At 42.2% G+C, this 23,353-nt stretch carries 18 protein-coding genes and 6 pseudogenes; 8 read left to right on the forward strand and 16 right to left on the reverse strand.

Translation table 11 applies throughout. The features are described 5' to 3' along the window. Positions 1-66: 66 nt before the first annotated feature. Positions 67-846, forward strand: coding sequence for a 3-oxoadipate enol-lactonase (gene pcaD, locus AC4CUX_RS18940; protein ID WP_432242675.1), 780 nt, complete (start codon positions 67-69; stop codon positions 844-846). Positions 847-906: 60 nt separating this feature from the next. Here the strand turns inward: pcaD and AC4CUX_RS18945 are convergent. Further along, positions 907-1,840 (reverse strand): annotated as a pseudogene (locus AC4CUX_RS18945) (IS5 family transposase). A 59-nt stretch (positions 1,841-1,899) separates the two neighbouring features. On the opposite strand from AC4CUX_RS18945, the pseudogene tnpC reads away from it, so the two are divergent. The 4 genes and pseudogenes from tnpC to AC4CUX_RS18965 all read left to right on the forward strand — a co-directional run. Further along, positions 1,900-3,150: pseudogene (tnpC, locus tag AC4CUX_RS18950) on the forward strand (IS66 family transposase); the annotation flags it as partial. A 575-nt stretch (positions 3,151-3,725) separates the two neighbouring features. After that, complete coding sequence (ltrA, locus tag AC4CUX_RS18955; RefSeq protein WP_005167203.1) at positions 3,726-5,387, forward strand: group II intron reverse transcriptase/maturase; 1,662 nt, start codon at positions 3,726-3,728, stop codon at positions 5,385-5,387. 104 nt (positions 5,388-5,491) lie between these two features. Continuing rightward, a pseudogene (locus AC4CUX_RS18960) lies at positions 5,492-5,719 on the forward strand (transposase domain-containing protein); the annotation flags it as partial. 36 nt (positions 5,720-5,755) lie between these two features. Further along, positions 5,756-6,028 (forward strand): annotated as a pseudogene (locus AC4CUX_RS18965) (transposase); the annotation flags it as partial. Positions 6,029-6,066: 38 nt separating this feature from the next. Here AC4CUX_RS18965 and AC4CUX_RS18970 read toward each other — a convergent pair. The 11 genes and pseudogenes from AC4CUX_RS18970 to AC4CUX_RS19020 all read right to left on the reverse strand — a co-directional run. Then, positions 6,067-6,534 (reverse strand): annotated as a pseudogene (locus AC4CUX_RS18970) (aldehyde dehydrogenase family protein); the annotation flags it as partial. Position 6,535: 1 nt separating this feature from the next. After that, a pseudogene (locus tag AC4CUX_RS18975) lies at positions 6,536-6,972 on the reverse strand (helix-turn-helix domain-containing protein); the annotation flags it as partial. Between the two features lie 262 nt (positions 6,973-7,234). Beyond that, positions 7,235-8,494, reverse strand: coding sequence for an amidase (locus tag AC4CUX_RS18980; protein ID WP_490792672.1), 1,260 nt, complete (start codon positions 8,492-8,494; stop codon positions 7,235-7,237). 184 nt (positions 8,495-8,678) lie between these two features. Next, entirely contained in the window at positions 8,679-9,641 is a 963-nt protein-coding gene (locus tag AC4CUX_RS18985; RefSeq protein WP_432242672.1) for a p-hydroxyphenylacetate 3-hydroxylase reductase component, read from the reverse strand. 69 nt (positions 9,642-9,710) lie between these two features. After that, positions 9,711-10,664, reverse strand: coding sequence for a PDR/VanB family oxidoreductase (locus tag AC4CUX_RS18990; protein WP_490792673.1), 954 nt, complete (start codon positions 10,662-10,664; stop codon positions 9,711-9,713). 34 nt (positions 10,665-10,698) lie between these two features. Beyond that, positions 10,699-11,436, reverse strand: coding sequence for an SDR family NAD(P)-dependent oxidoreductase (locus AC4CUX_RS18995; RefSeq protein ID WP_168399318.1), 738 nt, complete (start codon positions 11,434-11,436; stop codon positions 10,699-10,701). 9 nt (positions 11,437-11,445) lie between these two features. Further along, the gene (locus AC4CUX_RS19000) at positions 11,446-11,931 is read right to left on the reverse strand and encodes an aromatic-ring-hydroxylating dioxygenase subunit beta (protein ID WP_168399319.1); all 486 of its coding nucleotides are present in this window, start codon (positions 11,929-11,931) and stop codon (positions 11,446-11,448) included. Between the two features lie 13 nt (positions 11,932-11,944). Beyond that, entirely contained in the window at positions 11,945-13,222 is a 1,278-nt protein-coding gene (locus tag AC4CUX_RS19005) for an aromatic ring-hydroxylating oxygenase subunit alpha (protein ID WP_490792674.1), read from the reverse strand. A gap of 29 nt (positions 13,223-13,251) precedes the next feature. After that, a complete protein-coding gene (locus tag AC4CUX_RS19010; protein ID WP_432242670.1) occupies positions 13,252-13,776 on the reverse strand; it encodes a nuclear transport factor 2 family protein in 525 nt (174 codons plus the stop codon). Between the two features lie 28 nt (positions 13,777-13,804). Then, positions 13,805-14,971 (reverse strand): acyl-CoA dehydrogenase family protein, encoded by a 1,167-nt coding sequence (locus tag AC4CUX_RS19015; protein ID WP_168399322.1) that lies wholly within the window; start codon positions 14,969-14,971, stop codon positions 13,805-13,807. 18 nt (positions 14,972-14,989) lie between these two features. After that, complete coding sequence (locus AC4CUX_RS19020; protein WP_490792675.1) at positions 14,990-16,099, reverse strand: amidase; 1,110 nt, start codon at positions 16,097-16,099, stop codon at positions 14,990-14,992. A 147-nt stretch (positions 16,100-16,246) separates the two neighbouring features. Here AC4CUX_RS19020 and AC4CUX_RS19025 point away from each other — a divergent pair, with 147 nt between their 5' ends. Continuing rightward, entirely contained in the window at positions 16,247-16,714 is a 468-nt protein-coding gene (locus AC4CUX_RS19025) for a MarR family winged helix-turn-helix transcriptional regulator (RefSeq protein ID WP_130146725.1), read from the forward strand. A gap of 129 nt (positions 16,715-16,843) precedes the next feature. Here AC4CUX_RS19025 and AC4CUX_RS19030 read toward each other — a convergent pair whose 3' ends face one another. Further along, positions 16,844-17,833: a 3-hydroxybutyryl-CoA dehydrogenase gene (locus tag AC4CUX_RS19030; RefSeq protein ID WP_490792676.1), complete on the reverse strand. Its 990-nt coding sequence runs from the start codon at positions 17,831-17,833 to the stop codon at positions 16,844-16,846. Between the two features lie 101 nt (positions 17,834-17,934). On the opposite strand from AC4CUX_RS19030, the gene AC4CUX_RS19035 reads away from it, so the two are divergent. Beyond that, complete coding sequence (locus AC4CUX_RS19035) at positions 17,935-18,798, forward strand: IS982 family transposase (protein WP_336000921.1); 864 nt, start codon at positions 17,935-17,937, stop codon at positions 18,796-18,798. A gap of 26 nt (positions 18,799-18,824) precedes the next feature. Here the strand turns inward: AC4CUX_RS19035 and AC4CUX_RS19040 are convergent, their stop codons facing one another. From AC4CUX_RS19040 to AC4CUX_RS19050, 3 genes are all read right to left on the reverse strand, one after another. Then, positions 18,825-19,931 (reverse strand): NAD/NADP octopine/nopaline dehydrogenase family protein, encoded by a 1,107-nt coding sequence (locus AC4CUX_RS19040; protein ID WP_490792677.1) that lies wholly within the window; start codon positions 19,929-19,931, stop codon positions 18,825-18,827. Between the two features lie 111 nt (positions 19,932-20,042). Then, positions 20,043-21,032 carry an AraC family transcriptional regulator gene (locus tag AC4CUX_RS19045; protein ID WP_490792678.1) on the reverse strand — a complete coding sequence of 330 codons (990 nt, stop codon included), beginning with the start codon at positions 21,030-21,032 and terminating at the stop codon, positions 20,043-20,045. A 151-nt stretch (positions 21,033-21,183) separates the two neighbouring features. Next, positions 21,184-22,536, reverse strand: coding sequence for a spinster family MFS transporter (locus AC4CUX_RS19050; RefSeq protein WP_490792679.1), 1,353 nt, complete (start codon positions 22,534-22,536; stop codon positions 21,184-21,186). A gap of 363 nt (positions 22,537-22,899) precedes the next feature. Between AC4CUX_RS19050 and AC4CUX_RS19055 the strand changes: the two genes are divergently transcribed. Further along, a complete protein-coding gene (locus AC4CUX_RS19055; RefSeq protein ID WP_490792680.1) occupies positions 22,900-23,292 on the forward strand; it encodes a DUF4440 domain-containing protein in 393 nt (130 codons plus the stop codon). Positions 23,293-23,353: the final 61 nt, after the last annotated feature.

The following is a 23,353-nucleotide window of genomic DNA, read 5'->3' on the forward strand; positions in this document are numbered from 1 at the left end:
CTTAAAGCAGTGCTTAAGCCTTGCTCAGGGGGATTTAGGGGGATTTGTAAGATTAAGGATTTAAAAATGCCAACATTTACATCAAATGATGCACAAATTAATTACCAGACTTTTGGTGATGCTGCAAAACCTGCACTGGTTTTCTCAAATTCACTGGGTACCAACTTCAAAATGTGGCAACCACAAATTGATTTTTTCCAGCAAGATTTCTTTGTGATTTGCTACGACACCCGTGGCCATGGGGCTTCATCTGCACCACAAGGTCCGTATAGCATCGATCAACTGGGTCAAGACGTGGTGAATCTACTTGATCATTTAAACATTGAAAAAGCGGCATTCTGCGGTATTTCAATGGGCGGTTTAACCGGTCAATGGTTGGCAATTAACCGTCCAGAACGCTTTAATCAGGTGGTGGTGTGCAATACAGCAGCAAAAATCGGTCAGGAACAGGCCTGGAATGACCGTGCTGCACTGGTTCGTGAACAAGGTTTACAACCGATTGCGTCTACTGCAGCATCACGCTGGTTTACTGAGCCCTTTATCCAAAGTAACACAGCAGTTGTAGAATCTTTAAGTAACGACCTTGGTGCTGGCAGCCCAGAAGGTTATGCAAGTTGCTGTGAAGCTTTGGCTAAAGCGGATCTTCGTGAAAAACTTAAAACGATTACGGTCCCCACGCTTGTCGTGGCAGGCTTACAAGACCCTGTAACCACCATTGCTGATGGGGAATACATGGTTGAGCATATTCCAAATAGTCAGTTATTTAAAATTGATGCATCTCATATATCCAATATAGAACAGCCTAGAGTATTTAATTACATTCTAAATAAGTTTTTAAACGCATAGTTTTACTGGGCTTTGTGGCGCAAAGATTTAAAGATCAGGGTTACCCAAAGCTACTCAGGCTTAAGTGACAACTTGGGGATGAGGTCGGCCTAATTCCGTAAATCTATTCAACACTGCCACACGTGCATGAATCTCATTCACTTGGCTCTGAAAATTTCTGGCGCTGAGTTTATCTCCCAATAATTTGATGCAATGCATATTGGTTTCTACCAAGCTTCGGCGATGATACCCAGACCACTTTTTCCAAATTGTTCTTCCTAGACATTTCACCGTTTTCAATAATTCATTTCTCTCTAGCGAGCTGGTGCATGTATCTTTCCAGGGCTTCGCATTCTTTCTTGGCGGAATCACTGTATATGCCTGTCGATCTGAAATGACTTTTCTGCAGTCTTTCGTGTCATAAGCCCCATCTGTTTAGACAGAATCAATCTACTCACCTTGTGGAATCTGATCAAGTAAATCACCGAGTACCTGTGAATCACTGACATTGTTTGTAGTGAGCTGAACGGCACGTATTTGCAGCGTTTCAGCATCTATACCAAGGTGGAGTTTACGCCATTGTCGACGATATTCAGGCTGATGTTTCTTACGTTTCCACTCACCTTCACCTAAAAATTTCAAGCCAGTTGAATCGATGAGTAGATGAAGTCCATCATTACTTTTCTAATAGCGAATCGCAATATCAATATACTTTTGTCTTCGACAAGATAGTGGAATAATCTGGTGCTGTCCAATCTAATCCGCTAAGACGAATGAGACTTTGAACAAATCCTGTGACCATTCGTAGAGTTAAACGAAATAAGACTTTCATCATTAAACAGCATTGAATAGCTGTATCTGAGTAGGTTTGATTTCGCCCTTGTTTGCCTTTGAGTTGAGCATGCCATTGAGTAGTGGGATCGAACCAAATTGATATATTTCCTCTATTGATCAAGGCTCTATTGTAAGAGGACCAATTGGTTGTCCGATAGATTTTAGGTACAGGCTTATTCATTTGAGAATTATATGGCTGATTAAGCTTTCAAGGTGTCTACAAAATTGGTGGCTATTCAAGATTCTAAAGTTCATCATCTTTCTATTCTCAATCAAAAATACGAGCATGAACTGGCGCTGTTTAAACAGCACAAATTCGGTAGTAAAAACGAACATCTCACCGCAAAACAAATCCATCTGTGGGATGAGGCGGTCGAAGAAGATATCGCAGCAGTCGATCTGGAACTGGAGCGGCTGAATGCAGATAAAACCGATGCAGCAACACAGAAAGCCACAGTCAACAAACCTAAACGTCGACTGCTACCCGATCATCTACACACCATCCGTATTGAGCATGAACCTGCATCAACCCAATGCAGTTGTGGCTGCCAGTTACGTCGTATCGGCGAAGATATCAGTGAAAAACTGCATTTCAGACCGGCACAGTTCTATAAGGAACAGCATGTACGTGGCAAATGGGTCTGTGATCAGTGTGACACCCTGACTCAGCAAGCGATGCCCGCCTATGTGATTGATAAAGGTATTGCCAGTCCTGAACTGCTCAGCCATGTGCTGGTATCGAAGTATGCCGATCATTTGCCGCTGTACCGTCAGCGCCTGATCTATCAGCGGGCGGGCATTGATCTGTCCAGATCTACTTTATCTGACTGGATTGGTCGCTGCGGTGTGGAACTGGAACCTCTGGCCAATGCCTTAAAACAGGTGGTGCTGCAACAGCGGGTGATCCATGCCGATGAAACGCCGGTCACCATTATGCGGATGGGTGATAATGAGAAAAAACCAAAGAAAGGTTATGTCTGGGCCTATGCCACCACACAGTACAATCCAGTTCAAGCGGTGATCTATGACTTTCAGGATAGCCGTTCAGGTCAGCATGCAGAAGAGTTCCTGAATGGCTGGCAGGGCCATCTGGTCTGTGATGATTACAGTGGTTATAAAGCACGCTTTAAATCAGGCGATGTCATTGAGGTGGGCTGCATGGCACATGCACGTCGTAAATTTCATGAACTGCATGTGACCGGGAAAAGTCAGATCGCTGAACAGGCATTAGTGCTGATTCAGAAACTGTATGCCATAGAAGCAGAACTCAGGAAAAAGACCGATGGTACAGCAGAACATCGCCGCGAATATCGGCAAAAGCATAGTCAACCGGTGATGCAACAACTGTATGAATGGCTCAACCAACATTATCTGACGGTGCCATCGAGTTCTCCAACTGCCAAGGCGATCAATTACAGCCTAAAACGTTGGCAGGCACTCTGCCGCTATCTGGATGATGGTAATTTGCCTATAGATAATAACTGGATTGAAGTGCGACACGAAGTCGCTTAATGAAGTTGTTCCCCCTGCGGGAACCACCCGTGTCACCGGGTGAATCTAGAAGGCTGAATAAAGAGCGCCTTCGACAATGTAACGAGGCACCGCAAGGTGCGGGGTATCAATCGTGAGAGGCGTACCCTTCTGGCAGCCATAGCCGGACAAGGGCTAGATAATCGGTATGGTGAACACATGTGAATCTGCGTAACGATCGTTAAGTTGAACGAGCGGAAATGGCTGATACGCTCGAACCAAAACGGTAATGGAGGTGGGAATTGCGTCTTTCGACTACGCATTCGTGACCCATACGCCTCCCGGTCGATAGCAGGCACCTAAGCCGATGTACTTCAGTAAGCGGAACGTGGAAATCCCGTATTACTCCCATTGGGAAAGCAGTTTGCAAAAACTGCCCATGGTGATGCGGGCGAAGGAACGAGGAAAAAGCGAATGCCAGTCTGTAATGGGTTGGATAGAGGTTGAAACATTACCCCACGCGAAAGCGGGCTGACGTCCTTATGGTCTCTCATCACAAGAGAGTGTGTAGAACCCTTTTAATGGAGGGAGAGCAAATGAATGCAGCAGTATCAGCGTGTGCACCTTCCAGCACATCGTGGGACAGCATCGATTGGATTGCTGTACAGCGTCATGTCAGAGGGCTGCAAGCGCGTATTGTGAAGGCGGTACAAGACGGCAGGCATAACAAGGCGAAAGCTTTGCAATGGCTGCTGACTCACTCGTTTAGTGGCAAAGCATTGGCCGTCAAACGAGTGTCTGAAAACAAAGGCAAAAACACGGCTGGGGTCGACAAGGTGACTTGGAATACACCCAAGGCCAAGACCGGTGCGATGATGTCGTTGAAGAGGCGAGGTTACACGCCCCTTCCGCTTCGGAGAGTCCTTATTCCGAAGAAAAATGGCAAGATGAGACCTCTCGGGATACCCACGATGAAATGCCGGGCCATGCAGGCGCTCCATCTGCTGGCTTTGGAACCCATCGCGGAGACCATCGCTGATCGGAACTCTTATGGGTTCAGACCGCAACGCTCAACCGCGGATGCTGCAGCACAGTGCTTTGGTGTGCTGTCAAGAAAAGTAAGTGCGGAGTGGGTGCTAGAGGGTGACATTCAAGGCTGTTTCGACAATATCAGCCATGACTGGATGATCGCCAACCTCCCAATGGACAAGGTGATTCTACGGAAATGGCTCAAAGCCGGTTACGTCTACCAAAGCAAGCTGTTTCCCAGTCTTTCCGGAACACCGCAAGGAGGTATTATCTCCCCGGTGCTGGCCAACATGACCTTGGACGGACTGGAAACGATGCTGGCGAAGAGGTTCTCTAACGCCAAATGGACAGGCAAAAAGCTGCAACTGGTACGGTATGCGGATGATTTCATCATCACGGGGTATTCTAAAGAGTGGCTCGAAAATGAAGTTCGTCCTGCCGTGGTTGAATTTCTGGCGCAGCGCGGTCTCGTGCTCTCTCAGGAAAAGACCAAAATCACGCACATAGGGAACGGGTTCGATTTTCTTGGCTGGAACGTACGTAAGTACAACGGCAAGCTACTGATCAAGCCGTCAAAGGCAAACATCAGCGCTCATCTTGACAAGCTGCGAGCATTAATCAATGCAAACAAAGCGACACGACAGGCCACTTTGATCGGTTTGCTCAACCCGATTCTAAGGGGTTGGGCCAACTATCACAGTCATGTCGTTGCCAAGAAGGTTTTCAACCAGGTAGACAACGCAGTGTGGGAAATGCTCTGGCGATGGGCTGTACGTCGCCACCCTCGCAAGACACTCCGATGGGTCAAAGATCGGTATTTCAAAGTACAAGGAGCGCGTCGATGGGTGTTCTCATGTGATGAACAGTCCGCCGATGGTCGGAAGCGACAATACACATTAGTGTCTGCCTCGGACACGCCAATTGTGCGACATATCAAGATCAAGGCTGCTGCTAACCCTCATGACCCCGCATGGGATGAGTACTTCGAATCCCGATGGGGTAAAAGAATGCTGGTCTCCGCAAAGGGGCGAGCCAAGCTGTATCGGGTGTGGCTAAAACAAGGTGGTCGCTGCTGCGCCTGTCTTAAACCAGTCACCAAAGATACACCATGGCACAGCCGTCATATTGTGAAGCTAAGTCATGGTGGAACGGATGCAGTTGCTAATCTTGAGATTTACCATCTGTATTGTCCGAGGAGTGTTCAGTTTGCCAATGTCAACGATGTATAACCGGGTGCCGAATGGCGCCTTAGCAGAGGCTTGAGCCGTGTGCTGGGAAACTCGCATGCACGGTTCTTAGGGGGTTGGACGTAGGTAACTGCGTCTGACTACCCGACAATCAGATGCGTCCCTGGGCGTTGGGACGTAAGAACTGGCTGTTTGCTGGCTCGCTGCGCAGCGGCCAACGAGCTGCCAATATCATGACTTTAATCCAGTCAGCAAAGCTGAATGGACTGGATCCGTATGCCTATTTAAGTGATGTGCTGAAAAGGCTGCCGACGCATAAAGTGACCCAAATAGAAGAATTACTGCCACACCGCTGGAAATCCGACCAAAATTAAAAAATAGGCATGGGATTCAGCGGACGCTTACTATGCAGATGCGACAATGGACCTGAGTTTATCAGGCATAAATTCGTACGCTGGGCAACTGAACACGGTATTTGTATTGAATATATTCAACCAGGTAAACCACAGCAAAATGCATATATTGAACGTTATAATCGAACCATACGTTATAGTTGGCTGAGCAAACATTTATTTGATACTTTGGCTGAAGTACAAGATTATGCAACAAACTGGTTGTGGCATTACAATCATGAAAGACCACACGAAGCCAACAAAGGAAGGCCACCTTTAATGGCTGCTTAACCTCTACTTTTAGCTTCGGTTATTTATGGGAGGATTACCCGAGAATGATTCATCATTTCGATCAACTCTTCATCCATTTCAAATGGAATCACATCTACTACTGGATCAAATGTTTCTTCGATGAATAAAAGATCATCAACACCACTAACTTTTAAAAGCGTTGGTTCAACAAAATAACCTGTACCTTCCAGCACTTTACCGCCTGTAATCACTTGATTATTTTGTTGTGCGATATCGAAATAATGCTTCACTTTTCCAAAGTGTGGTTTATTTGACAAACGACCGAACATACTTGATTCATCTAATGGCGAACCAATTTTTAACTGTTGCACCGCAGTAGATACTTTACTAACCAATTCGTCATATTTTGACTGACGTACAAAGAATCGTTCTGGCACTGCACAGACTTGACCTTAGTGTACAAAAAATTGTTTGTAGTAATTTCTATAAAATTTCATCAATATTAGATCAGCAAGAATCGCAACCGCATTTTTACCGCCTAACTCTCCAAAATTTAATATTGTCACTAGACATCGTTTGCAACATATTTTTTAGTAAATGAGCACTCATATTATGATTGATAAGTTAGCCAAAATAATCTGTAATAATACGCTGCTTAAACAATTTTTCACGCGAAAGATGGACAGAAATATGACTAAACAAGCTCTACAGGTACATCGCAATATGTTCATTGCAATTCAGCAGAATAATATCACCCTCGCTTAAATATATGTTTTAACTGCGATATTTCAGCAGAATTTTACCGGTATATTGTAAAATAAGAAAACAAAAACGATCGTTGACTCGATCCAATATTTCAGGTTTTCGTTCAATGAAACTAGCGTTGCTTTTAATAAAAGCCATTTCAGTTTGCCCCAGTAAAAACGAATTTACTTCTCCAATGAAATTTGGCTATCAAATCGGGTTTGAAATTCTCCACATATCTCTTAAATATGCAGTGTCCATGTACGCATGGCATTATTAGAATTGTTCACTCTATGTACCTTGACTGAAATAGATGAAATAATCAAAAACTATTACCCACACGCCTATCCTTGCTTGTTTTGGTAATAGCCATTTTTTTCAAAGAATTAAATCATTCATCCTTTTAATCACGACCTTATAATACATATTCAATATTTGTAATATCTTAATTGCTCATATTTCATTTATTGGGCTTTTCAAGATTCGCTATTCAATGAACTTTCAATCATTTGATTGCGACAATTCATATAAATATTCACTCTGCGCTAACAATTCATCATCTTGATGAAATTTACCCACCAGTTGAATGCCTAGTGGCATGTTTTGCTGATACGCCACGGGAAAAGTCGTTACAGGCAAGCCCATGACCTGCCATGGACGGCTCATAAAAGGCTGTCCAGTTTTTTCTAAACCGAGTGGTGCAATACCCGGTGCAGCTGGTGCAATCGTAAAATCAATAGATTCCTTGTTTATCCAATTTACATAGTCTTTTTTAATTTTTTCAACGAATTTAAGGTGTTGTAAATAATCAGCATGAGCCATATTCAAACCGGCATGAATAAGTTCAGTAATATATTCATCCATTAAACCCGTATGAAATTCATATTGTAAATTTCGCGCCACTTCAAATGCCATAATCTTATAATGATGATCAGCCAAGGCTTTAATGTTGATATCTTCTGGAAGCTGTTCAAATGTGATGGATTCACACTGTACCCTGCTCATAAAACCTTTCATTGCACTTTGCATTTCAGGTTCTATTTCACCTAATTGATCACCTGAATAAACACCAATTCTTAGACTCTCTTTAACGATTTGTTTGGCTTTTAAGTCACTGCGTAGTTGAATGATTCTTCTCATCAATATTAAGTCAGAGAAATCATTTGCAAACATGCCCAAACTATCTAAAGATTGCGCGAGTGGTTGAATGTTTCTGAGCGAAAATTCTGCATGACTTGCTACATAGGCCAAACAGCCACAATATGCAGCAGGTCGTATCACAGAAGCTGCTGTTTGTGTACCTAATGCAAATGGTGTCATAGATGCTGCAATTGCTGCCGCTGAACCACTGGAAGAACCACCTGGTGTACGATTTGGATCATGCGGATTTTGCGTTTTTCCAGATTTAAAAAATGCAAATTCAGTGGTTACCGTTTTACCCATTAATATGCCGCCAGCCTTTTTAATTGCAATAACGACTGCTGCATCCATACTTGGAACACGGTTATCATGAATTTTTGAACCCATACGGGTTTCGATGCCTGCAGTATCTATCACATCTTTTACGGCAAAAGGTAAACCTTTTAAAATAGAATTTTTATAAAAATCCTCATTACTATAGTATTGACTTAAATATTCTTTTTTTGAAATAAGATGCTGCCACGCTTGAATATTAGGGTCGCGTTGTTCAATTCTTGAATAAAATGAATCAATGATCGCTTCTAAGCTGATTTCATTATTTTCAATCGCTTTTAATAACACATTAATACTTTTACAGTTCCATTGATCATTGGTCATTCTTATTCTCCGAATAACAATATTTTTGAATCTGCTGAACTAAATTGCTAAACCTGAATAGCGCTAAAATATGTATGAGCAGAATACTGAATAAATTTTAACGAACCGACGCAATACTCAGTCGGTTCGTTCGTCAGATCATCAACACTTATTTGATGCCTGCTATATCTCTTAAAATTTTAACAAATGAGTCTTGTTCATCTTTCGAGTATTTTGCTAAGACTTCATTTTGATGGCTGTCAGCAATATCAAACAAATAATGCGCCGTTTTCTTGCCCTTATCGGTTAATTTAAAAAAGCCTTCATTCTCAACCAAAAGCTCATCTTTTTTCAGAATTTCAGCTGCTTGCTCCACTTCACGCATCGGCATTGCAATGTCGCGCGGCAAATCAGCTTTGCTTGAAGCTGTACCGCTGCCTAAAACCAACAGCAAACGTGCTTCGCTGGTTCTGAAACCCGTAACCAATTGCTTTGGAATATAGTCATTTTGATAGAATTTAAATGCACGGCTCATTAAATAACACACATTGCGGTGCAAATGCCCTTGATGCATTTCACCAACACCATCTGCTTCTAGATCAACAGAGTCTTTCACTTGCAATAATGGATGTGGAATCACACCAGAGTAAGCGCCTTGATGATAAACCAGCGGACTGCGACCTTCATCATAGAAATTCACCACTTTGCCGACAATAATCCAATGATCACCGCCTTCTAAAATTTGATGGCGCTCACATTCAAATACTGCAGAACAATTGTCTAAGATTGGCGCTGCTCCAGCACCTTCACGATAGCTGGTCCCTTCGTATTTATCGATATTGCGGCGTGAAAATTTATTGGAAAGTTCAATTTGTGAACCCGATAAAATATTCACAGCAAAATGTGTGGCTTGCTCAAACACATGAAAGCTTGAAGATTTTTTATCAATACTCCACAAAATCAAAGCCGGATCGAGTGATACAGAGTTAAAACTGTTTGCTGTTACACCCACTTTTTCACCTTCAGCATTTTGCGCAGTCATGATAGTCACGCCTGTCGCAAAATTACCTAAAGCACGGCGGAATTTCATTGGATCAATTTGCACATTATCCATGGTTTTTAAAACGTTCATTTTATTTTCTCCTGAATTTTTTGTCCTAATTCCATAAAGATTCAATCAACCGAAATACTTGATAACCTGTTAAATATCGAGCACTAATCGCGCTGATTTTGATCTTGAACAGCACACTAAAATTTGCTCATTGCTGGCTTTTTCTTCATCCGTGAAATACACATCTCGATGATCTGGTTCGCCTTCAATCACATCGCACATACAGGTGCCGCATACGCCCTGCTCACACGACATTTCAATCTCAATACCTTCACGCGCCAATGCTTGTAAAATTGTTTCTTCGGCATTCACCATGATGATTTTACCGCTTTGCTGTGCAACGACTTCAAACGCATCGCCGCCTGTTTCAACTTCAACCTGAAAATATTCTTTATGAATCTGATTTTGAGGAAAGCTTTGTGTCTCAGCTAAATTAATCACCCAGTCCATAAAGCCGTTTGGACCGCAGGTATAAATATGGCTTGCTGAATCAATATCTTTAATTGCCGCTTCGAAGAACTCGCGATGGCTTGCGCCTTCGGATTTAAAATGAAACTTTGTGAATGCAGCGAGTGCGCTGTTTTTAATTTCATCCACAAATGCACAGCGTTCAGGGCTTGCACCGCAATAATGCAACTCGAAAGATGCGCCTTCTTGTACCAGTTGATACGCCATGGTAATGAGTGGGGTAATTCCAATCCCTCCGCCAATCAAAACGCTATGTTTTGCTGGAACTAAGGGGAATAGATTTTTAGGTTCACTGACCTGAATTTGCATGCCGTCTTTTAAGTCATCAAAAGCAGAAACTGAACCGCCACGTGACTCTGGATCACGTAAAATCCCTAAGCGGAACACCCCGTGCTGACTTGGGTTTTGACACAATGAATATTGGCGCACCATGCCATTTAGCAGATGCACATCAATGTGCGCGCCTGCTTCAATTTTTGGCAAAGCTGTAGAGGTTGCAGATTCAAACTCCATGACCGCAACATTTTCACCTTCTACATGACGGTTTTTAACAATAACATTATAAAGTGTAGTCATGATTTTTTCCCTCTTATGCGCCGCACCGAAAGGCTTAACGCATAAATAATCCACCGTTAATATCCCACGTTGCGCCTGTTACAAACGCAGCATTCGGGCTTGCCAACAATCCACACGTTTCAGCAATAAACTCCATGCTGCCTAAGGCTTTAACTGGAATATTCTGAATAAACTGCGCCATTTTTTCGTCCGACACCACACTATGTACAATTGGTGATTCCATTGGCCCCGGGGCAATGGAATTCACCGTTACACCTTTTGCTGCAAATTCTTTGGCAAAAATTTTGGTCAAAGTCACAATGGCGCCCTTTGTTGCGGCATAGTGCGCGCCTGTTGCCGTACCACCATTTTGCCCAGCTAATGACGCCATATTGACGATACGTCCATAGCCTTTATCCGCCATGTATTTACCGATGATCTGGCAGGCTTGGAACGTACCGCGCTGATTGACTTGTGTCACCCAATCAAAATCTGCTGCTGTAATGTCTAAAACAGGCGTTGCCTTAGTCACTGTTGCGTTGTTAATCAACACATCAAGCTTAGAAAATTTTTCTTCAATCCATTGCACAGCAGCATGAAAATCAGCCTCAATTGAAATATCCAATTTCAAAGGAAACATTTGCGCTGCATACGCGCTTTGCGCCTTGGCATTTTGGGCCTTTTCCAAAGTGCTTGCCGATAAAATGACTTGATGGCCTTGGCTTGCAAAATACTCTGCAATGACATTTCCTAAACCTGAAGCAGCACCAGTCACTAAAACAACGTGTTTCATATTTTTCTCCTAGAGAATGTAACTGATACCTGCCAAAGTATCGGTAGAGTTAACTAAGTTAATAATTTTACGATTGATTTTAAAACCTTTCTCACCATCACGTACCAAATGGAAAGTCACATCTGCGGTGTAATGCTTTAAGTTTTGCTTACGGAACTCACGCAAATTTTGCGCGCAGCGTAAAATAATTTCACCATCTTCATCTTTCACAATACGGACTCGGGAAACACTGCGCACCGTTTTTGCTTTTGGTGATGTTGAAATCGCTTCGCCATTTTCTAAACGATCTACACGCAATTTACGCATATGGTGATTGTCATAGGCATAGTTCAAATTATTTTCATAATCCGTCAATGCTGGATCGATTGGAATGATATACACGCCTTTTTCATTCCAAAGGTCTAACCATGCGCTATGTTCAGAATGGTCTAACATATCGGCTTCAGCCCAAACAAAAGCCGTAACTTCATTCAATAAGTTTAAATCAATTTTCATGGCGTTCTTCTCCTTAAGCCGTCATCAACTTTTTCCACTGCTGATAAGCAGCTCGCATCCCTGTTTCCGCACTAACATCACTTTTTAGACCATCTTCAGTTTCGATTTCGCCCGGTAAGCCGCGGTTCAGCATGATCCATAAGTCCTCACCTGCACTTGCACCGTGCTGTACACGCTCCCAAGCTTCAGCATCATCTGGTGTACCAAAACCAAATGGACCTTGAAAATGTTCATGCAAACGTAAACGGTATTGGTTCGCAACTTTCGGACCGCCATCCATCGTAATAACAGAGTGGTGAATTTCGGTTTTATCGACTGAAATCGGCTGCATAACCCGGAAGAACGCCATTGAGCAGGCAATATTCGGGAAAATATTTAAGTTAAAGCCGGAACCACCCACAGCACGTACAATGCGGCGAACTTCCAATTCTTCATGACCTTCATCACGCAGAGCTTGCGCAAGATCTTCAAAGCGCTCTTGAATTGGGCGTTCCATTAAATCTTCTTCAAGATCAACCAATTCAGGAATCATCACCATCACGCTGTGACCATTACCCAAATCTTCAACATACCCCGGTTGGTTTTCAAAGTTAAAGAGTTCTTCGGTTTTTTCATCGACAGAGCTGAGGAAGGATTTGTGCACCAACGGGAAGTGATACGCATCAGTGGTATTTTCCAGCTGGATTTTCCAGTTACCCGGGAAAGTAAAGCGGTGTTCACCCAAGACTTTCACTGGATAGCCCGCACCTTGTTTCATAAACAAGTCGATCCATTTTTTCGCAGCGCCGAGAAAGTCTTCCAACGGCTCTACATCATGATTGAATGATGCGAAGATCATGCCGTTGTATTCCTCAACACGCAAGCTAACCAATGGAAACTCTGATTTTTCTAAGCATTCACCATAGCTTTCTGGCGATGGAACACCGCGTAAACTACCATCCAGCGCATAGCTCCAGCCATGATACGGACAAACAAAACTGTTTGTTTTACCTTTTTTATGTTCACAAACAGTCGCAGCGCGGTGACGGCAGCGGTTCAGCAATACATGAACTTTTTTCTTTCGGTCACGTACAGCAACCACAGGCTGCTTGCCAATATTCATAGTCTTATAGCTGCCGGCATCCGGGATTTCACTCGCATGTGCTACCCAAACCCATGTTTTGTAGAAAATCTTGTCCATTTCATCTTCAAAGATCGCAGCATCTTTATATAAAGAAGTATGCGCGCGATCACTTTGAACAAGTTCGCTGTAATCAATATCAATGTTTTGCATTGGAATGATACTGTTCATATTAATTATCCTATTCATTAATCCTTGGTTTAATTTTGGCTTGGCACAGGCAATTCAGCGGTGCTGTTCCAGTGTGACACGGGACGGCTAAAAATATTTTCAGTCTGAAAATGTTTGATTTTCCAAGAACCATCTACTTGCTGCCGAAACTTCACGCTCAGTTTTGCTGCATTTAAATGGCTGCGGCCGTCACGGAAAGTTGAAGTTTGTAACATCAGCCAAGAGGCATCGGCTTGCTGCTGTTCTACATAAATTTGTTCTGAGCTCACAAAGTGGGCATTCATGACAAAATGCGATTCTTTTTGGGTATAGCTTTTGAACATGTCATAAATCGCTTGCCATGAATCGTAGCGTCCAAATGACTTGGCATATTTTTCGCCAATCCCTTCCCAAATACTGTCTTGATCGAATAACGCCATCAGTTCATCAAGATTCGTGTTAGCATCCAAAGCATCACAGATTTCCATATAGTGGTTGATGCAGTTACGGATCGCTGCGTCTGCTTCAAGTTTGGCTAAGCGGGTTAAGATTACCGTCAAGTCCATGTCATTCATCTTCAAAACTCACTTGTTTGCACAGCGCTTATAAATAGCCAGGAGCTGGTTTTAAACCAAAGCTCACCGAACCTGCATTTTGCAAAGTTGCATCGCCCATAAAGGCATGCTGCGTTACCACATTGGTGTCGTTGACAAAACGGCTAAATACATTATTGGTATAAATCGCGGTCATACCTGCCAGCATTTGCATCTTGCGGGTAACTTTGGCAGCAACACGCGCGGCATGGGTACAAGACAAACGCATATCACTGATTTGTTCATCGGTCGGTTTTTGCCCAGCAACAACTTCGTTCCATACCGCATCCATCGTTTCATAGAACCATGTGCGCGCTGCTTTAAACTCTGCTTCGACTTGTGCAAACTCATATTGAGTGACAGGACGATTGGCAATTTCTGCGCCACCTGTAATCGATGCTTTACCAGGTGCAAGCTTTTTAAACTCATCCAAAGCTGCGGCTGCAACACCAATACCTACAACAGTTAAAACTTGTGTTGCCAAAGACAGTGATGGATATTTAAAAAATGGTTCTGGCAGTTTCGATGGTTCACCGCGAACGAATGTCCATTCTTTCGCAACCAGCACATCTTCAACCACCAAGTCATGGCTGCCTGTGCCTTTTAAGCCTACGGTGTCCCAAGTCATATCAATTTTGGCTTTTTTCGCTGGCATCACAGCCATACGCGGCAGACCTTGTGATTCATTGTCTTTGCGTGGAGAAATTCCCACACCCACAATATCTGCGCCCATGCAGCCACTGGAAAATTTCCAGCGTCCTTTCACCATTACCCCTTCATCGGTAATTTCAGCAGGCTGCGGTGGGAAAATACCGCCCGCAAACACGATATCAGGCGTATCTTTATATAAAAGCTGCAGTGTTTCTTCAGGTAGACTACCTAAATATGCAGGGCTCATGCCGAAGCTTGCGACCCAACCTACCGAACCATCCGCCATCGACAGTTTTTCAATCAATTCACAAAATTCGCGCGGTGAAACTTCCAAACCGCCAAAACGTTTCGGTACAAGCGCACGATACACACCCAGCTGTTTAAGCTTATCGATGATGTCTTGGCTCACATAAGCTTGCTGGTCAAATTCACCAGTAACCGCCCGCTCACGAATTTCACTGCACAACGCTTCAAAATCAATTGCTGCTGCATCGTTAGAACTAAATCCTTTAGATAAATCATTCATTACCTAACTCCTTATAATTTATTGCGCTGCCTTTACGACAAATTTTGCAATTGCACACAGCTGCTCTTCTGCATTACATTTGGTTACGATCTGCAGTCCAACTGGTAAACCTTGTTCTGTTTCTAATGGAATTGAAATGGCTGGATGTCCAGACAAATTAAATGGACGAATCAAACCCGTTAAATTTAAGAATGCAACGGTATTTTCAGCGTCGGCCACTTTAGGTGGAATTTGCGGCAGTGTAGGTAAAAGTAAGGCATCATATTGCTCAAGCAACGCATCAATTTCTTGCGTAAACTCAGCTTTCACTTGTTCCGCTTGCTGAACCTGTTCCAAAGTTATTTCTGCTGTTTTCAATAAACGTCCTTGAACATCTGCACCGATTAACCCTGTTTTGGTCAACTCACCATAGGCCTGCCAGTTTTCATAACTGATAATTTGCATGCCTGCATGGAAGGCCTTTTCAAAAGAGGTAGCTTCCACAGGCTCAACCTGCAAATTGGCTTGCTTTAAGTAGTTTTCAATACATTCTGTGACTCTTGCCTCGGCCTGAACCTTGAGCCAAGCCAATTTCGGTGCAGCAGTACTGTCTTGCGCTGTAAATGTCGGATCAATGATCTGCATTGCGGTTTCGATCATTTCAACTGAATTGGCGAATGGCCCAACACAGTCCAGCGAACTTTGCGCTGGATGTACGCCTTGACGGCTGACTCGACCAAATGTTGGCTTTAAACCATATACGCCGCAGCAGGCAGCAGGCATGCGAATCGAACCGCCGGTGTCTGTGCCCAGTGTAAAATCTGCCAGATTGGCCGCAACCGCAGCAGCCGAACCGCTGGATGAACCACCCGGAATCAGTTCAAGATATTTAGGATTTACAGGTGTGCCGTATGCATGGTTAATGCCGGTAATACCAAAAGCCAGCTCATGCAAATTGGTTTTCGCTGTTATCATACAGTCCGCATTTAGAATATGCTCGACCACTTCAGCATTTTGAGCTGCTGGTGCAGTATCTTCCAAAGCACGGCTGCCTAAAATTGTTTTAACATCTTGAATATCTATAGAATCTTTCACCATAACGGTTAATTTCCCTGATCCTAATTGAATATTCTCTGTCACAATGTTCATTCACTTTTCCATGTATTTTTATCCTTAAATTAAATATCGTAAAATTACGTGTAATTGTCAAGCGACTATTAAACAAATTAAGAAAGAAAATATTTCAATAATTTGTATAATGGGCCTATATCTTGTTTATAAAGTCGCAATTTGACTATGCTTACTCACTTAGAACAGTTTTTACCCAATAATGAACCTGACAGCTTGAAAAATTATCCTTTTTTCTGGATCTCTCAAGTGAATGGCAGATACAGCCAGCTTATTGAAAAATCTATAAAAAAATTAGGCATCGACAATACTCGCCGTAAAATTATTTTAAGCACCAATGCCTTAGGCCAAGCAAGCATTACCGAAATTGCGAATCTTTCTACATTAAAGCTGACCACCGCAACCAAAGCGGTTTACCGTCTGGTTGAAGATAATATTGTTGAAGTGTTTTCATCCGATCAGGACGAACGCATTTCAATGGTGAAGCTGACTGAAAAAGGATATTCGCTGGTTGAGCAAATCAATCAAATCAGCCAAGTGACGCTATCTGGCATTTTGAACGCTTTTGATGATCAAGAGTTGAGCGACTTAAATGCTCAATTAAAGAAAATGTTTGATTTAATGCCAATGGGCTAAAAAATGTTAAATCAAATACTTGAGATGAAACCCGTATGTAAACTCAAGTATTTAAAGCACTGAAAAAAGCTCATCCTAAGATGAGCTTTTTTGTTTTATTCAAACAATAGAGCCTTTACAAGCAGTGGTTTAATTTTTCAGCGCATTAAATTTTGGCTTTAATTCGGCAGTGTCTATACGGTGATTAAAGGTATTTAAGACTTTCAGTTTGTATGCATCGATATCCATGCTTTCATAGTCATAAAAACCTTGGCCTTCACGCAAGCCATTACGCTTATTCTGCATATTGTCTTCAATGATCTGCGGTGTACGATAACGCTCACCCAGTTCATTCTGTAAATATTGGGAAGCGTAATACAGAATATCTCCCCCGCCCCAATCAATGAATTCCAATAGACCAAGTACAGAGAAACGCAGGCCAAAACCGGTACGAATTGCAATATCAATATCTTCAGCAGAAGCAACACCCTCTTCCACCATCCGTGCGGCTTCATTCATCGCCAAGGCTTGAATCCTTGGTACGATATACCCTGCCTTGGCATTGCACACGACGGCAACCTTACCAATCGCAGTGAGAAAAGATTTAAGCTGCTCAACCGCAGCATCAGAAGTTTGTTCTGAACGGCTCAGCTCAACCAGCGGAATTAAATAGGCGGGGTTCAGCCAGTGCGCATTCACCACACGTTCAGGATGGGACAGCATTTGCGCAATATCCGTGACTAAAAATGTAGAAGTGGTCGAAGCGATAATACACTGCGGTGAAATATACTGATCTAACCAGCTAAATATTTCCTGTTTGGCCTGAGTTTGTTCAGGCACACCTTCCATAATTAAATCGCACTGCGTTAAAAACTTAGTCGACTCTAATTTGGCCAAGATTTGGATATTCGCCTGAATCACGGCAATTTGCTCGGCTTGAACAAATTGGATAGTCCGGAGCAAAGTTAATTCTTGAGTAAGGTCTTGCTGAACTTGCTGCCGATATTGGATAAATTCTTGTTCCGGCCGTACTTTTGCATCGATTAATTTGACTTGCAGCCCAGCATAGGCAAAAGCAATCGCAATTGCCTTACCCATGCGTCCTGCACCAATCACTGCAACGTGTTGAATCTTGGACATTACATTAACCTGAGTTCGACATAAAAAATAAATGAAAAAAAGCCTTAGCATCTGTAATATCTTGGTTACGAAGACAAAACATTTCAGAGCAAGGCTTTTTCATGGACTATATTACCGAATTATTTTGTATTTTGGATGATTTCTGCAAAAAATTTAATGAATCTTTAGAGAAAGCTCTAATTTCTGATCAAAAAACAACAATGAAAAAGTCAGCTTTAAGCTTGTCTGAAGTCATGACCATTGTCATTTTATTTCATAAATCCGGGTTTAGATTTTTCAAATATTTTTATTGTCATATGATCATCCCATTTTGGAAATCAGCTTTTCCCAAGCTTCTTAGTTACAATCGTTTTATTGAAATTATGCCGCGTTGTTTACAAGCTTTGAGTAGTTTCTTCCATCAAGTTAAAGGAGAAGATACCGGAATTTGTATTATTGATTCGACTAAATTGGTCGTTTGTCATAATCTTAGAATTAAAAGAAATCGTGTGTTTAAAGGCTTTGCCGGTCGCGGTAAAAGTAGTACAGGTTGGTTTTATGGGTTTAAAGTCCATCTTATTATCAATAACTTAGGTGAAATTATTAATCTCAAGATTACATCAGGGAATGTTCATGATGTTGCTGTACTTGAATCTTTAACCAAAGAGTTAAAAGGCATTTTACTGGGCGATAAGGGGTATTTGAGTAAAGTAAAAACTGAAGCTTTAGCAGCAAGGGGACTAAAATTATTGACCCCGTCACGTAAGAATATGAAAAATAAACCCATCTACACTGAAGAAGAAAAGCAATTACTTTGCAGAAGAGGATTGATCGAAACAGTGAATGATCAGTTAAAAAACTTGCATCAAATTGAACATTCACGTCATCGTTCGGTCAATAACTTTATGGTGAATATTATGGCTGCGATAGTGGCTTATTGCTTAAATCCCAATAAGCCAACTTTCCAAAATATGCTAAAAAGCTAAAAATGTTTCGTCGAACTCAGGTTACATTACACTCCTTGCTGCAGCACCGCTTGCATTTCCTGCTTAGATTTATGCGCCAAACCTAAATTTTCTAAGGTACGCCCCTCAGCATATAAATCTCGGCCAGTGACTGCAGATGCAATATTTAATAAACCTTCTGCGACAGGGGTTGGCACACCCGCCCAACGGCCGACAGAAACAATTAAAGATAAGCCTAGGCGTGTATCTTCAAGCATATAGCGATGCTCTTGCAGGTTAATGTCTTCACGCCAGTCACCGCTGTCCGTCAATTTGCCGTGCGCACCACGGCCATACATCCACTCGTCGCCTTCACCTTCTTTATTATAGTGATCAGCCAGCGGGAAATGCGGCGCTGGATAGCCCAAAGCTTCACGGACACGCATACGCTCTGCATCAAGCTGATTGGTCACGCGACGAATTGACGGCTGAGTGCCTTCATTATGAATATCCCATGCTTTGAAATGCTCTAATGGCCCGGCATTCATCATAATCAGCGGCGGATGGATAATTGGCCCTGCATTCATCAATGCACCGCTTAATCCATCTTCGATGGGCTCTACGCTCGGATAAGCCTGTGTTAAAATTTTAAATGCATGTTCGGACAAGCTGCTTGGAAACACGCCTGTCGGCAAACGGGTCGCATAACCGCTGACCACAATATGATTTACGTCATGTTTGCGCACCAAATAAGGCAATGTGCCTGTTTCCGCAAATGCCACTTCCGCATTGTTTCCCACGTCCTTCATGGCTTTTGCAAATACAAAACTTCCGAACGTGCCCGGCGGTAAATACACTACTTGGCCGTCTTGAAAGTATGGCGCTGCCTGCTCGGCAAGATTCACATGTGTGGTTGCAGGTAATGGAATAATAATCAGCTGAGCATGAGTAATTGCTTTTTCTAAATTATTTTGCAAATTGATTTGGCTGTTTTCAAAGCCCACAGTGACAGACCGTTCACCCTGAAAATCTTTGACAAAGAGCTGACCCGTTGCAGCCAATGCGTTCAGTGCCTTTGCATCGCGGCGCCAGAGCACCACATCATGCCCTTTTTCCGCCATTTCTAAAGCCGCTGCATAGCATCCATGACCGCCGCCAAGTACTGTAATTTTCATCTTGAATCCTCCTGATTAACTAAATTCATCATAGAAAATCACTTAACTCATCACTTCCCCATATGCGAATGCACTATTCAATTTACGAAGCTGTAATTTCAAGAATAGAAGTTAAGCCGCGCGCATTTTCAAGGTTTGTGAAGGCAAGCAGCCGTAACGCTTTTTGTAAATGGTGGAAAAATGTCCAAAACTTTGAATTCCATTCTTGAGCAGAATATCCGTCACCGTTTCATGTTCATGGCTATTCAGCAATGTTTGATGCACCAGTTCAACACGCAGGTCGCGTATATATTCAATCGGTGTTTGCTGAAAATATTGGTTAAAGCCCTTTTGCAGCGTTCGGCCAGTCACGCCGCAAAACTCACTTAAAGCAGGCAAAGCAATATTGTCTTTGATGTGATGCTGAATATACTGCTGGGCTTTTTTCATATACGCAGGCAGTACACGCTGGCGCTGTTCATTCAACCGCTGACTGTAATTATTTGGGACTTTCAACAAAATCAATTCAATTAAATATTGGGTAAAGCTTGCAGAAATAAAGCTCCAATTTTGAATGTTGTAATAGGCATGGCATAGATAATTCAGTGTTTCAAGAATGGAGCTTAACCCCTCATTGCTACACGGCATGCCACTGTCAAAAATCACAGCTTCTGTACTGGTATAGCCCAGCATTTTAAAGAGCTGGGTTTCAACATCTTGCTGCGTTAATTTTAAAATAATATTACGGCAGCGCTGATTGGTGATAATCCGGTTTTTACTGTTCGGATGCGTCACAGTCATGATGCCAACCGACTGCAATACCTGATGCTGTGCCTGCTCAACTTTGCACTGACCTTCCAAGGTGATGCGGAACAAATAATTTTGTGCTGCCTCATCAATAGTAATCGCCACAGGCGCACTGTATTTCAAATCATACAGTGCTGAATTGCCAAAACTAAAACCATTTAAACGCGTATTTAAACTGGCAACCGCTTCAACATCAAACTGGTGCGGACATAAATAATGGCTGATCTGATCTTTAATAGTTTGATAATCATCTGAATTAAAAAGTAAAAACTCATCCAGATAATGCAAATGATTAAAATTAATCAATTGATTCATCTCCACACTCCATTGTCGGTTTTTTCTAAATGCAGAAGCCCATGTCTTGATAATGGGCAATTGCATATTTTATGGCTTAACTGCTTTTTCAGCGTTCAATTTAAGTTTTGGGCAAATGCCACTGCTTAAACCCAATGCTTTTAACAGAACATTAAGCAGAATGTTCTCGCTGCATACTGTCTGCAAAAGCCTTGCATCCTTTCTTTAATAAAACAAAGGACAACACGCAGGCAATGCCGCCCACGATGGATAACGATGTTCCGACCATCAGCGGGTTTTCAAAAATTTTATCTGTCACCAATGCAACCAAAGTGGTTCCAATCCCGACTGCAACCAAGTTGCTGATCAGCAGGAAAATTGCCGAGATTTGCGCACGCAATTGGTTTGGCGCCAACATTTGCATTGCTGTTGTTGAGATTGGCATTGGGAAAGATGCAAAGAACATTGCAGGCGCGAGCAACGTCACCGCTAACCAATATTCAGAGACTTGGGTAAATGCCACTAAAGGCAATACCAAACCGACAATGCCAATAACGCCGGTAATCATTGGCGCATCTTTACGTCCTTTTTGAATCAGCCAGTCATTCAGCCAGCCCGCACAAAATACACCCAGTGTATTGGCAACCAGCAAAACCGTACCTAACATATAGCCTGCTTCAGTCGGCGTCATACTGAACTTGCGCATAAAAAATGCAGGCGACCAGCTGATTAAGCAATACAAAGCCATCGCATAGAAAGTAAAGCCTAAATAATGGCAAGTAAAGGTTTTACGATGCTTTTTCAAAAACCTAAATGCAGCCCGGATAGTGACTTTTTCAACTTCACCTTCAGCATTTACACTTTGCCCTTTACGCTTTGGATCACGCACCGTCAAAACAAACAATAGGCCAATGAATATCCCAGGCAAGCCAACCAGAATAAAAGCCATTTGCCATGCTTTTACAGCGCCAAAAACTGGAATCTCGATGAGGCTTAAATCTTTCAGCAAACCAATCACATAGCCGCCGACTAAAAATGCGATACCGCCGCCCACAAAAGAGCCAATCGAGTACACTGCGACTGCGCGGCCCAATTTGTCTTTACTGAACATATCACTGAACATCGAATATGCAGCAGGCGATAAAGCTGCCTCTCCAACACCGACACCCATTCGGCTAAAGAAAAGCTGAATAAAGTTTTTACTTAGGCCACAAAGTGCGGTGGCAATGCTCCAAAAAATAATTCCGACTGCAATAATTTTTGGACGTGAAAAACGGTCTGCTAAGTACGCCAAAGGCAAGCCCATAAAGGCATAAAACAATGAAAATGCTAAACCGTGCAATAAACTAAATTGAGTATCAGAAAGGTTTAAATCTGCTTTAATAGGTTCAATCATTAACGCTAAAATTTGCCGATCAATAAATGAAAAGATATAAGCCAACATGCAGAGCAAAACCACATACCATGCATATACGCTCGATTTATTATTTACAGCTACCGCTTGATCATTTATAGAACTATTCATGTAACGCAATCCTTGGATGATGACTCATCTTCCTAATAAGTCATATTTCCTTAACTTTTTTGATCTAAACAAGAGAAATGATGTGTTAACAATAAATCTTTAACCGCCAGCGCTTTCAAGGCTCTTCCTAGCGAGATTTATTGTTGAATCTAAAACGTCAAACTCCGTGACTCTCTATGTAGAATATATTTACTTTTACATGTATATTTCCACATATTTTTTAAGTAAAAAACATACCTTTTTAATTGGTTTTTGTCATTAGATATCTTTTAAATCACATTATTTTTTACAAATTTTATTGAATTTTACATGGATTTTTGATTTATTATATTTACAGATATTATTTATATAAGGAAATAACTAATGGCACTTTCTCGGAAAAATGCAATCGAAAGTATCCATACGATGCATGTTTTGATTGAAAAGATTTTTAGCGGCAAACATGCGGAAGAAGATCTTCCCTTGCTGATCGATTATTTCTCTGATCATTTTGAAATGGTCGGCGCAGCGGGAAAACGGATTTCATTGCAGGAAGTTAAAGGCTTATTCGCCAATAATCAAGGAAAAATGCCTGATATTCAGATTGAAATTTATGATGAGCAAATTTTGATGCAAAAGCCAGATGCAATTGTTCTTACCTATACTGAAAAACATACGAAAGCCTCTGGCGTTCTCGTTCGACGCTCTTGTGCACTAATTGAAGAAATTGAAGGGAAAATGTTGTGGAGCTATTTACAGGAAACATTTTTAGCCTAAATATTTCTCGTTTATTAGCATCTGTTGACATTTGTTACCTAAAAATAGCGAGATAGTAAAA

This window comes from Acinetobacter sp. 231_lipA, assembly GCF_058243005.1.